Here is an 11,578-nt window from a genome sequence, read left to right as displayed (position 1 = left end):
GAAGAGCATAGGAAATACTCTTTTCATCAAGTTTGTTTTAAATATTTTGTCCACTCGTGTATTGTGATAATTTTTGCATATAAAGTGAACGAATGAATACGAAAAATACGATTTCAACGAATCCAAAAATAATAAGAACGGCTGAAACCTCTTTGAACAGAGATAAACCAATTACATCTTGTAACATTTTTGTTGCAAACATTGTATGAATGGATGCCATAATGTACGGAATGAAAAATAAAATACTAAGTTGAATGGTTGCAGATCGTTTCATCTCTGTATCTGTTACACCGATTTTAGAAATCGTTATATATTTCTCTTGTTCGTTCGTCAAATCCGTATACATTCTAAAGTAAAGAACGCTACCAGCTCCAATGAAGAAAATAACTCCTAAAAATGTCCCAATTAGGAAAAATGCAGCACTGCCTGATGTTATTTTGTATAACGATCCTGCTGATTCAAAGGAGCGAATAAGAGGTCCTTCATACTGGGATTTATTTCGATCTTTTTGCACTTTTTCTATAAAATTATCAGCAATTTCATATGTCTGTTCCCAGTTTTGAATTTTGTAATTGTATGCTGATATATGCTTTACGGTGCTAGGTAAGTTATTTACGATAACATCAGGCAAAACTATCGTTTGATATGAAAAGCCAGCTGGAATTGCATTCACATACTCATAGCCTTTTACTCGTAATTTCGTATTTGTACTAGAGAGTGTAATGTAATCTCTTTTGTAGCTTTGCTCAAATTCGTTGAATATGGTGATATAAGATGTCCCTGTTAGCACATATGCTTCGTTATCATCCATAAATAGTTGTTTCATTCGTAAAGAATCTGCAAGTTTGTTATAGTCACTTTGCTTAATTGCGTAGACATCATTAAAAATGGCTACATCTTTATCTTCTTTTAGTGGTGTTTCATATATATCAGCTTTTATTTTTTGATAAGAGAAATGCTCTTTTTGTAATTGTTGCTCAAGCCAATTTAAATGCTCTGTAACAAAAGGGTTCGCATCATAAGAAAAATAAGAAATTGGGAAAGGAGAAGTTCTATTAACTTCTAGCTTAATAAATTTCCCGAATCCATATAGAAACGTAATCATTGTGAAAGCGATAGTAGATAGCATCGCTACAATAAAAAGCATATTAATATTCGTTCGAATACGGCTTGCTAAATCCGAAACCCAAAGCATATTAATCCGTTTCATATAAAATTTTCTTCTTTTCTTTAGAATATAAATGAGTAAGAAGCTAATTTGAGAAAAGAAAAAATATGTTCCGATTGTAACAAGCGTTGGGATAACGAAAATACTTGAGACCATATATATAACACCGATTTGCGGGCTTACTGATACGAAATATTTAGGATTTCCAGCTAACGCATAACCACCAAATAAACAAATCGCACCAAATAATGAAACAAGTATGGATGGTTTTCTTTCTTTTTGTTTTCCACCATTTGTTTTTAAAAGGTGTACTGCTTTTTTTGTACGAATAAGCATTGGTGTGAATGCGGATACAATGATAAAAAGACTAAGGAAAACAATGGTTGTTAAAATAAACGCGTTAGTCGGACCGTATAAATATATTCCTGGAACATGCGTAAGTTTGGCTGTTACTAATAAGAAAAATTGAGAAAAAACAACTCCAAACTGCATGCCGAAAAAGATAGATAAAATCCCGATTAACATATTCTCCATAAAAACAAGACGATGTAATTGTTTTCTCGATATTCCTAAAATGGTCAAAATACCAAATTGTTTTTTTCTAACTTTTAAAAAAGTACCAATGGAATATAGTAAAAAGAAGAAAGAGAAAAATACAATTACTACTTCTGAAAATATCATTAATCCTGAAATTTCAGAGGTCATGTCAAAGTTTTGTAATTTCGGATGGAATAAGTAAACAGCAAACGAAAAGAACACAGCAATGGAAAAGGAACTACTTACAAAGTAAGCAAAATAAGCTCTCGAGTTGCGCGTGACGTTTTTAAATGCAAATTGCCAAAATTTCATAGATTATACCTCCGGCTAGAAGATATAGAAGTAGTTGTATTGCAAAAAATGTATGAGAGTGAGTTCTCATACATTTTGCTTGCATATGTTACGATCATACTTCGGTCACCTTCTCCGTATGTTCTGCCTGATTATTTGCAGCGTTGTGGAAGATGATTTTAATCGTCGTTCCTTTACCAACTTCAGAATCTAGTTTGACCGAGTGACCTAAATAATCACAAATTTTACTTACAATATAAAGGCCCATACCAGTAGATTCTCCGAATGCGCGACCGTTTTTCCCAGTGTAAAACGGTTCAAATACTCTTCGAATATCTTCTTGCGGAATACCAACACCTTCATCACGAACTTCTAAAATAATATCTTTTCCGTTTCGGTAAGCAGATAAGAAAACTTTCTTTCCGCGCTCACCAGAGTAACGAACAGCATTTGTCATTAACTGATAGATGATAAATTTTAGCCATTTCGCATCAGAAGCAACTTTTAAATCAGAATGGACTTCTAAAACAGGGAAGACACCATTACGAATGAATAATTCTTTTAATCCGTTAATATTTTTTGTTACCGTATCTTTTAATGAAATCGTCTCGACATGGAAATCTTCATGGAAGTTATTTAACCTAGCCATGTATAAAGCCATATCAAGTCCTTGGTTTAGACGCTCTAATTCTTTTTTAAACTTTGGAATTAAATGCTCGTCTTCCATTTCTAGCACCATAAGCTGCATAACAGAAACAGGTGTTTTCATTTGATGTACCCAATGGTTAATGAATAATTGATGTTCTTGTTGTTTTACTTCATACGATTGCAGTTCTTTTTGGAAGAGGCGGTACTGCGTACGCACGAGTTCATTGACACCGTGAGGCATCGGAGCAGTCGCTCTTTCAATAAACGCATCTTCCATTTTTTCTGGTTGCTCACTTAATCTATGGTACATTCTACGATTGCGAACGTAACGATAAGCGAGGAAACAAATGAATAAATATAAACTTAAAACGACGAAGTAAAATTTATTGTTTTGAAATCCATCTACTGCATCATAAAGAACGAAAATGATACCGAAGTTTAATACGTACAGTAGGAAAAATGCAAAATGATCACGTAAAAATAGCTTCATGCTTATTCACTCCAAGTTGCGTTAAAGCGATATCCAAGTCCACGTACTGTTTCAATAGAGTTCTCAATGCCAAGCTCATTAAACTTTTTACGAAGACGCGTAATGTTTACGTTTAATGTATTTTCTTCAACGAAGCTCTCGTCATCCCAAAGCGCAGCTAATAAATCTTCACGGCTCGCTGTACGAGGGAATTTAGATAATAACATTTCAGCTAAAATAGCTTCTTTCTTCGTTAAAAGAACTTGTTCAGATCCGAAGTGAATTTCAGGACGTTCTGGGAATAGTTTTAAACCTTCTACTTCAACGATACGTTCAGAAATATTCGGTGCATAATCACCGTAAATACGACGTAATTGTCCTTTAATTTTCGCCATTACAACATCGTAGTGGAACGGTTTTGTAATGTAATCATCCGCACCGCTTTCAATTGCCATAATTTGTTCCATCTCACCAGCACGAGCTGAAATGAAAATAATTGGACAAGTAGATTCATGACGAATTTGACGGCACCAGTAGAAACCATCGAATTTCGGTAAGTTTACATCAAGTAAAACAAGATGTGGTTTCACAGCGTTAAACGATTCCATAATATCATCGAAATTCTCTGCTACCACAGCCTCATAACCGTACTTCTGAATGTGAGATTGCAGTAATGATGAAATATTTGGATCGTCTTCAACGATTAAAATTTTATACATATGTATATTCCTCCTCAAAAAAACAATTGTAGCTATAGTGTATCATGTGTTTCAAGTCTTTTCATTATGTTGAAAGATAAGCTAGTAAACAGTATAGGTTAAAAGTGAGAAAAGTAAAAAGGGCGCTGGATGGAATTGACAAATAACGGTAATCGGTTTAACATTTAGATAAATATCTAAATGTCTAATTATCGAAAGGAAGAAAGACATTGAATCAAGCATTCAAAGCATTAGCAGATCCAACAAGGCGAAAAATTTTAGACTTATTAAAAGAAGGTGATCTAACCGCTGGTGAGATTGCTGAACATTTCAATATGACAAAACCAAGTATTTCACACCACTTAAGCGCACTTAAAAATGCTGAACTTATTCAAGATGAAAAGAAAGGGCAATTCGTTGTGTACTCTTTAAACACAACGGTCTTTCAAGATTTGTTGACTTGGGTGTTTACATTTACGAATAAGGGGGAAGAGGGGAAATGAGGAAGCATCTTTTTGCAATCTTATTAATTGTTATAACTTGTTTAGCTTGGGCGTTTGCTTGGCCACATTTACCGGATACAATTGCAACGCATTGGAGCGGCGGTAAAGTAGATGGATATTCTTCTAAATTGTATGGAATGCTTTCTATGGTTGGAATTATGATTGTTTTATATATTTTTCTAAATGTGTTACCAAAGATTGATCCAAAGAAAGCGAACTACGAGAAGTTTTCTAAAGCTTTTATGATGATGAATAACGGGATATTACTGCTACTATTTGTAGGGAATATAGATATTATTACAAGTGGATTAGGATACAATTTATTCATTAATCGCGTGCCGGAATTATTAGTGGGTATTTTATTTATAGTCATCGGAAACTATTTACCACAATGTAAACCAAACTATTTTGTAGGTATAAAAACGCCGTGGACGTTAAGTAGCGAAGAAGTATGGAGAAAGACACACCGTTTTAGCGGAAAGGTGTTTGTTGCATTGGGGATCATTATGATTTTAAGTGTTTTTGCACCAGTAACGTGGAAATCTTTCGTAATGGTTGGAATTATTATTGGTGCAGTAGGATTAACGATGGGATATTCATATATTGCTTATAAAAAAGAAATAGGGGCCTAATAAAAAATTATGGGGGAGAGAGGATGAAAAGACACGTATTACCATGGAGTTTAATTATTGGCATTGCAATTGGATGGTATATTGTATGGCCATATTTACCAGAACAAATTCCACGCCATTATAATGCAGCAGGAGTAGTAGATGGATATTTTTCTAAAATAGAAGCAAGTTCATTCTCGATAGGTAGTATGGTAGTGCTCTATATGATATGGCTAGTTTTTGGATTCATAAAAGATAAGTCTACACAGCAATCCAAAGTTCTTTCAGCGATTAATTATGCCATTCTCTTTATCGGATTTGGATGTAACATATTTGCACTATTAGCAGCGTCTAATTATATTGCATCGGGCTCAATTGCATTTAATTTTGGACTTGGAACATTGTTTCTTGTACTAGGTAATTACATGCAACAAACGAAGCCGAACGGGTTAGTAGGCATTCGAATGGACTGGACATTAGAAAATCCTGTAGTTTGGAGAAAAACACATAGATTTGCTTCGAGGGTATTTGTAATAGGTTCACTTTGTATATATGCCGGGGCTTTGCTTCCAGATCCATTTAATATTTTTATGGGGATTGGAATCATATTAATATGTATTATCGTATCAACAATAAAGTCATATAGTATTTATAAAGAAGAGTTGAAAATGTAAATAAAGCTGCTTTTCCTTTTAGGGAAGAGCAGCTTTGTTTTTTTATCACTTCTTCAAAACCGGTATCCAAATTTCACTTTTAAAGTTTGGAGAAGATATGTGTTTCTGTTCATTCCACAATACTTCCGGTCCTTCCGCTAGTTCATAGTTCGAAGAAGGGAACCATTCAGAATAAATACGCCCCCATACATTTTGTAGTGCATCAGGAAATGGACCGACAGCTTCAAATATAGCCCATGTTGAAGCTGCGACTTCAAGTTGCGCGAATTGCTCTGGACAATCCTTTGTTGTGGCTACTCCAATATAGTGATCAAGTTCTCCTTTTTCCTCCATTCTTCCTTCAGAAAAATTAGTAGAAGCACTAATAATTCCAGTAGGTTCAATGTTTGAAAGGGACTTTAATGTTTGAATAGACTCTGGGTTTAAACTTTTCCACATAGAAGCAATTTCTTCATTTACACCGTTAAAAACGATTGGTACTCGTTTTGTAATACCTATAATTCGAAAGGGCTCTTTTTCTTCAATTCGATAGTTCATTTCATTTCCTCCTTGAATGGATAATTGGAAGGTCATTGGTGAATAAGCCTTCAAAGAATGGCTACTATTTCGGGCCTCTGAAGGTGTTATACCGTGCAAGTTTTGAAATGCACGAGCGAATGAATCTGGTGAGTTGTATCCATATTTTATAGCGATATCAATGACTTTTACATTGTTGTTTTTTAGTTCAAAGGCAGCGAGAGTAAGACGTCTACAGCGAATATATTCTGATAGTGATATGCCAGCTAAAAAAGAAAACATTCTCTTGAAATGATATTCGGAGCAGTAAGCTATTTTTGCGACTTCTTTAAAATCAATTTCATGTGTAAGGTTGTTTTCGATATACTGCATTGCAGCATTCATATTTTTAAGTGAATCCATATTATGACCTCCTCTGTACATAGAATAGCAGGAACGGAATAGCTCCATCCGACATTTCGTGCACAACTTTGTAGGTGCATTTTTTACCTTACAAAATTGTAATGTTCCTGTAAGGAGAATGAATGGATGGTATGATATCCCAATGTTATAGTAACAAAGTACTTTAATTCATTACGTTAACTTTTTGATTTCTTTACTTATGTGCCTTACATAACTGTCATGTTTGTGTAAGAAACATCGATAGTGGCAAGAGTAGAGAGTGTATATAGTTGAAAATAGAGAATAGAAGAAATGAGGGATGTCGAGATGAAAACAGTATTAGAAGCAAAAAATATTGAAAAAGTATATGACACGGGTGGTAATAAATTTGCAGCGTTAAAAGGTATTAACTTACAAGTAAAAGAAGGTGAGTTCGTTGGAATTATGGGACCTTCTGGTTCTGGTAAGACGACTTTACTAAATGTTCTTTCTACAATTGATAATGCGACGAACGGTGAAATTTTAATTGATGGAAAAGATATTGTGAAAATGAATGATGATAAGTTAGCGTTATTCCGCCGCGATCATTTAGGTTTCATTTTCCAAGATTATAACTTATTAGATACGTTAACAGTGAAAGAGAATATCGCTTTACCACTTGCGTTATCAAAGGTGAAAGCGAGTGAGATTGATCGCCGCGTTCTTGAAATCTCAAAGAAATTTGGTATTGATCATATTTTAAGTCAGTTCCCATATCAAGTATCTGGTGGACAGAAGCAGCGCTGCGCAGCATCACGTGCAATCGTTACGAATCCAAGTATGATTTTCGGGGACGAGCCAACTGGAGCGCTTGATTCTAAATCTGCAACAGATTTACTTGAAAGTATGAAGTCATTAAATGAATATGATAACTCAACAATTTTAATGGTAACGCATGATGCATTTGCAGCAAGTTATTGTAAACGAGTTATTTTCATTAAAGATGGTGAACTATATAAAGAATTGCACCGTGGTGAATCAACGCGTAAACAGTTCTTCCAAAAAGTCGTTGACGTAATGTCTTCTATTTCTGGAGGTATGGCTGATGACCTTATCTAGCATTGCCCTCCGCAACATACAGCGGAACTTTAAAGACTACTTTGTATATTTCGCATCTATGATTTTTAGTATTGTTATTTATTTTACATTTAAAGCACTGCAATATAATTCACAAATGGAAAAAGCAGCAGAAGCTTCAAAAAAAATTAGCGGAGCGTTCCAAGTTTCCAGTGTGATGCTTATCATTTTCGTAGCAGTGTTCATTATATATTCGAACGGATTCTTTACACGTAAACGTAAAAAAGAAGTTGGCTTATATTCGTTATTAGGTATTCGTAAAAGACAAATTGGTAAAATGCTCTTTTATGAAAATATGTTAATGGGATTAATGTCATTAGTAATCGGGATTGCGATCGGTAGTGTCCTTTCGAAATTATTCCTTGAGTTATTAGTAAATATGATGGGATTAAATTTAAACGTTCATTTTGAAGTACCGATGGCTGCCATTATTGATACAGCAATTATTTTCTTTGTGATTATTTTATATACATCACTTCAAGGATATCGTTTAATTTATCGCTTTAAGTTAATTGAACTTTTCCGTGCAGAACGTGAAGGAGAAGCAATGCCAAAAGGATCTGTCATCATGGCATTAATTTCAGTTTTCTTAATCGGTTCAGGTTATTTTTTAGCGCTAATGTACATGAAAGCAGTTATGTATGCAGACTTTATGGTCGTTGCATTATATATTTTATTAGCGACAGTAGCAGGGACTTATTTACTGTTCATGTTCTTCACAGTATTTGTATTGAAACGTGCAAGAAATAATAAGTCAGCATTTTATAATGGTATGAATATGGTAACGACATCGCAGTTACTATATCGTATTAAAGGAAATGCGAAATCATTAGCGACAATCGCTATTTTAAGTGCAGTTACATTAACAGCGGTTGGTACGTCAGTTACGATGTATTACAACACATTTACGCAATCAAAAGTTGCTGCGCCGTATAGTTATTCCTATGAGAAAAAAGATGCAGCATTAGATAAAAAAGTAAATGAAATACTTGCTGGAGAGAAGAATAATCACCCAGTCACATATGAATCAGAAGTTGAAATGATTCCTGTGAAAGGAACATTTAAAGGTGAAAGAGCTGATCAAGTTCTGAACACACACTATAATGTTACGAATCAGTACCAGCTTATTTCTCAATCAAGCTTTAATAAACATGTGAAACATTTAGATGTAGAACCTGTAAATTTAAGTGCGAATGAAGCTTTCGTATATGATAGCTTATATATTGAGAAACTTGATTTTGGTCCTCTTTATACAGGAAATACAGCTGTATTCCCTGTTGGAAATGAGTCAAAAGAATTAAAAATTAAAGGTGTAAATAATAGAAGCCTTACAAATTTAAATGAACTATTTGTAATCGTTCCTGATAAAACATATGAGCAAGTGAAACAAGTAAACGAAACGCGTACTGTAAAAAATATTGATGTAAAAGGTGAGCGAAATAGTAAAGAGTTAACAGCAAAATTAGCAAGCATTATGCCAGCTGGAGAATCAGAAGTTTTAAAACCATTTAACGATTTCTATACAGGATTCCAAATGGGGCTTGAAACGACAGGCTTAATGATGTTTATTGGGTTATTCTTAGGATTAGTATTCCTATTAGCAACAGGCTCAATCATTTACTTTAAACAATTAACAGAAGCAAGTGCTGACCGTGATCGTTACATTGTCCTTCATAAAGTTGGTGTAACGAAGCAAGAAATGAAGAAAGCTATCGCAAAACAAGTAAGTTTTATCTTCGCTATTCCGTTAGTAATCGGTATTTTACACAGTTTATTTGCACTAAAAGGTTTATCAAATATATTACCATTTGAAATTATGATTCCGCTTCTCATTAGTATTGGAGTATACGGTGTCATCTATATTGGATATTACTTCTTAACGGTTCGTTCTTATTATAAGATCGTGAGTGCGAAGTAATAAGGGGCAGCTATCGCTACACGCGATAGCTGTTTTTTTATTCTTCATAAAATCTTAAGAAACTTCCTCAATTTTTATTAAGAAACGATAGTTATACTTAGACACAAGTTAAAAACTATCGAACGAATGAGGAGAGGTTTACATGCAGCTCATTACATTTTTACATGAATTTATAAAGCATCCAAAACATACTGGTGCAATTGCGCCAAGTTCAAAAATATTAGCAAAGAAAATGGTCGATGTAATTGATTTTAATAAAGCGAAATGTATTGTAGAGTTAGGGCCTGGCACAGGGGTTTTTACGAAAGAGATTATGAAGAGAAAAAAGAAGGAAACAATATTTCTTCTTATTGAAATTAATGAAGTATTTTTCAAAGAATTAAAAAGAAAGTTTAAAGATGAGCAGAAAGTTATTGTTGTACACGGTTCAGCTGAAAATATAAAGAAGTATATGGAGGAGCTCGATATAGAATGTATTGATTACATTTTATCAGGATTGCCTTTCACTTCTTTACCAGAAGAAGTTTCAAAGCGCATTTTAAACAATGCGATGGAAGCGATACATGAGAATGGTGAGTTCATTACATTTCAATATTCACTTGTGAAAAAAGGATTTATACAGCATTTCTTCCCTGAAATTACACTAGAAAAAGTATGGCTCAATTTCCCGCCAGCCTACGTCTTTAGTTGCAAAAAAGAACTAAGGAGAGCGTATGCATAATGGAATTACATGAATTATTATCCTATATCGAGCAGTACGGTTATTGGGCATTATTTTTCTGTTTATGGTTAGGTATTATCGGTATGCCAATTCCAGATGAAATGATTGTTATGAGTGGTGGTTTCGTATCTTCAGTAGGTATATTAAGTGTTGTTCCTTCATTTGTATTAACATATTTAGGTGTTGTATCAGGGCTTTCTTTAGGATATATATTAGGGAAGGTATTTGGCACGAAGGTACTCCATAAATTGATGAAAAAGAAAAAAGCAAAGTATTTAATAAAATCACAAGAAATGGTTGATAAATACGGACAGTACGCGTTAGTTACAAGCTATTTCATACCAGTTGTAAGACATATCGTGCCGTATTTAGTTGGAATGAATAACATGTCATTTAAGACGTATGCTTTGTATTCTTATACGACAGGATTTGTTTGGACACTCGTTTACTTTGTGCTCGGTGCTTTATTTGGACAACATATTGAAAGTATTGTAGCGATCGCGATAGAATATGGCGTGTATTTTGGCGTGATTGTTTTTATAGTTACAGGTATTCTTTATTTATATAGACAAAAAAGAATCACACTGATGAGTAAATAGAAGTAAAGAAAGTTTCTTCCAGTATGAAGGACAAGATAGGATTATAAGTATAAAATTATCTTTATTTAATGGTAAAATATAGGTAAGTAGTTAAGGAAGGAAGAGCGTTGTGCTACTTATTTTTAGCCTTATCTTAATTGGAATTATGTGCAGTATGAAAATAGTATCCTTACACATGATAGAACGACAAAAGGTAGAGGAACGATATGTATATTGTCCAAAATGTGATACGAAAATTAGAAGAGGAAATTCAGCTCCTTTTTGTTCGAAATGTAATTTAATATTTTAAAAAGAAAAAGTCCGAAATCACTTTATATGGTTTCGGACTTTTTCTTTTTAAGTAAACATTAATCCACCTAGTTCTTTTTCGTTTGTTTATTAGCTAAAATGGAATATGAATAACAATAGTATGTAAACGAAAATAAATATAGATGTACATATGGAGTGCTATATTTGGAGATTTTAATCATAGTAGGATGCCTATTAATAGGAATTATTTTGATTAGTATAAGTAATTATCGATTTATAAAAGAATTAAAAGAAAAAAATTCAAAGAAAGAGAAATGGAAAGTAGTAGCTGGAAATTTGATAGAGTTATTTAGTGATCCATTGCATGGAGTGCCGTTCTATTTTTTAACTGGGGGTCTCTTTTTTGTAATCGGACTGTTGTTATTTCTTTCTATGGGAATGGGTTGGCTTGAAATTGATTAAGGCGTATTAATAAAGAT

At 33.7% G+C, this 11,578-nt stretch carries 13 protein-coding genes; 9 read left to right on the top strand and 4 right to left on the bottom strand.

What is annotated here, in order from left to right:
• Positions 1-37 precede the first annotated feature (37 nt).
• The 3 genes from ACUXVC_RS24320 to ACUXVC_RS24310 all read right to left on the bottom strand — a co-directional run bounded on the left by ACUXVC_RS24320 (position 38) and on the right by ACUXVC_RS24310 (position 3,832).
• A complete protein-coding gene (locus tag ACUXVC_RS24320; RefSeq protein ID WP_446025858.1) occupies positions 38-2,017 on the bottom strand; it encodes an FtsX-like permease family protein in 1,980 nt (659 codons plus the stop codon).
• A 94-nt stretch (positions 2,018-2,111) separates the two neighbouring features.
• Positions 2,112-3,134, bottom strand: coding sequence for a sensor histidine kinase (locus ACUXVC_RS24315; RefSeq protein WP_000765342.1), 1,023 nt, complete (start codon positions 3,132-3,134; stop codon positions 2,112-2,114).
• Positions 3,135-3,136: 2 nt separating this feature from the next.
• The gene (locus tag ACUXVC_RS24310) at positions 3,137-3,832 is read right to left on the bottom strand and encodes a response regulator transcription factor (RefSeq protein ID WP_000276738.1); all 696 of its coding nucleotides are present in this window, start codon (positions 3,830-3,832) and stop codon (positions 3,137-3,139) included.
• A 209-nt stretch (positions 3,833-4,041) separates the two neighbouring features.
• Here ACUXVC_RS24310 and ACUXVC_RS24305 point away from each other — a divergent pair, with 209 nt between their 5' ends.
• The 3 genes from ACUXVC_RS24305 to ACUXVC_RS24295 are packed head-to-tail and all read left to right on the top strand — an operon-like array spanning position 4,042 to position 5,599.
• Positions 4,042-4,314: an autorepressor SdpR family transcription factor gene (locus tag ACUXVC_RS24305; protein WP_001070531.1), complete on the top strand. Its 273-nt coding sequence runs from the start codon at positions 4,042-4,044 to the stop codon at positions 4,312-4,314.
• Positions 4,311-4,946 (top strand): SdpI family protein, encoded by a 636-nt coding sequence (locus ACUXVC_RS24300; RefSeq protein ID WP_098125840.1) that lies wholly within the window; start codon positions 4,311-4,313, stop codon positions 4,944-4,946. Before ACUXVC_RS24305 ends, ACUXVC_RS24300 begins: the two co-directional genes overlap by 4 nt.
• Positions 4,947-4,969: 23 nt before the next feature.
• Positions 4,970-5,599: an SdpI family protein gene (locus ACUXVC_RS24295; protein WP_000820672.1), complete on the top strand. Its 630-nt coding sequence runs from the start codon at positions 4,970-4,972 to the stop codon at positions 5,597-5,599.
• 45 nt (positions 5,600-5,644) lie between these two features.
• Here the strand turns inward: ACUXVC_RS24295 and ACUXVC_RS24290 are convergent, their stop codons facing one another.
• Positions 5,645-6,517 (bottom strand): AraC family transcriptional regulator, encoded by an 873-nt coding sequence (locus ACUXVC_RS24290; RefSeq protein WP_095690089.1) that lies wholly within the window; start codon positions 6,515-6,517, stop codon positions 5,645-5,647.
• Positions 6,518-6,823: 306 nt separating this feature from the next.
• On the opposite strand from ACUXVC_RS24290, the gene ACUXVC_RS24285 reads away from it, so the two are divergent.
• The 6 genes from ACUXVC_RS24285 (at position 6,824) to ACUXVC_RS24260 (ending at position 11,561) form a co-directional block, all read left to right on the top strand.
• Positions 6,824-7,594: an ABC transporter ATP-binding protein gene (locus ACUXVC_RS24285; RefSeq protein ID WP_000859656.1), complete on the top strand. Its 771-nt coding sequence runs from the start codon at positions 6,824-6,826 to the stop codon at positions 7,592-7,594.
• Positions 7,581-9,530 carry an ABC transporter permease gene (locus ACUXVC_RS24280; RefSeq protein WP_000176150.1) on the top strand — a complete coding sequence of 650 codons (1,950 nt, stop codon included), beginning with the start codon at positions 7,581-7,583 and terminating at the stop codon, positions 9,528-9,530. Before ACUXVC_RS24285 ends, ACUXVC_RS24280 begins: the two co-directional genes overlap by 14 nt.
• Before the next feature lie 142 nt (positions 9,531-9,672).
• Entirely contained in the window at positions 9,673-10,251 is a 579-nt protein-coding gene (locus ACUXVC_RS24275; protein ID WP_078401135.1) for a class I SAM-dependent methyltransferase, read from the top strand.
• Positions 10,251-10,850, top strand: a complete 600-nt coding sequence (locus ACUXVC_RS24270; protein ID WP_000418941.1) for a DedA family protein — start codon at positions 10,251-10,253, stop codon at positions 10,848-10,850. Before ACUXVC_RS24275 ends, ACUXVC_RS24270 begins: the two co-directional genes overlap by 1 nt.
• Positions 10,851-10,959: 109 nt before the next feature.
• Positions 10,960-11,139: a hypothetical protein gene (locus tag ACUXVC_RS24265; RefSeq protein WP_001986677.1), complete on the top strand. Its 180-nt coding sequence runs from the start codon at positions 10,960-10,962 to the stop codon at positions 11,137-11,139.
• 164 nt (positions 11,140-11,303) lie between these two features.
• Positions 11,304-11,561 (top strand): hypothetical protein, encoded by a 258-nt coding sequence (locus tag ACUXVC_RS24260; protein ID WP_000404320.1) that lies wholly within the window; start codon positions 11,304-11,306, stop codon positions 11,559-11,561.
• The last annotated feature ends 17 nt before the right edge of the window (positions 11,562-11,578 follow it).

The organism is Bacillus sp. N6 (genome assembly GCF_052805735.1).
Note: the sequence above shows the minus strand (reverse complement) of the source record. Positions and strands in the feature narration are given on the sequence as shown.

Bases quoted from the DNA above. Each gene is read 5' to 3' on its own strand.
- ACUXVC_RS24300 (WP_098125840.1), top strand. From the start codon at position 4,311: ATGAGGAAGCATCTTTTTGCAATCTTATTAATTGTTATAACTTGTTTA.
- ACUXVC_RS24295 (WP_000820672.1), top strand. From the start codon at position 4,970: ATGAAAAGACACGTATTACCATGGAGTTTAATTATTGGCATTGCAATT.
- ACUXVC_RS24290 (WP_095690089.1), bottom strand. From the start codon at position 6,517: ATGGATTCACTTAAAAATATGAATGCTGCAATGCAGTATATCGAAAAC.
- ACUXVC_RS24320 (WP_446025858.1), bottom strand. From the start codon at position 2,017: ATGAAATTTTGGCAATTTGCATTTAAAAACGTCACGCGCAACTCGAGA.
- ACUXVC_RS24275 (WP_078401135.1), top strand. From the start codon at position 9,673: ATGCAGCTCATTACATTTTTACATGAATTTATAAAGCATCCAAAACAT.
- ACUXVC_RS24285 (WP_000859656.1), top strand. From the start codon at position 6,824: ATGAAAACAGTATTAGAAGCAAAAAATATTGAAAAAGTATATGACACG.
- ACUXVC_RS24270 (WP_000418941.1), top strand. From the start codon at position 10,251: ATGGAATTACATGAATTATTATCCTATATCGAGCAGTACGGTTATTGG.
- ACUXVC_RS24315 (WP_000765342.1), bottom strand. From the start codon at position 3,134: ATGAAGCTATTTTTACGTGATCATTTTGCATTTTTCCTACTGTACGTA.
- ACUXVC_RS24280 (WP_000176150.1), top strand. From the start codon at position 7,581: ATGACCTTATCTAGCATTGCCCTCCGCAACATACAGCGGAACTTTAAA.
- ACUXVC_RS24310 (WP_000276738.1), bottom strand. From the start codon at position 3,832: ATGTATAAAATTTTAATCGTTGAAGACGATCCAAATATTTCATCATTA.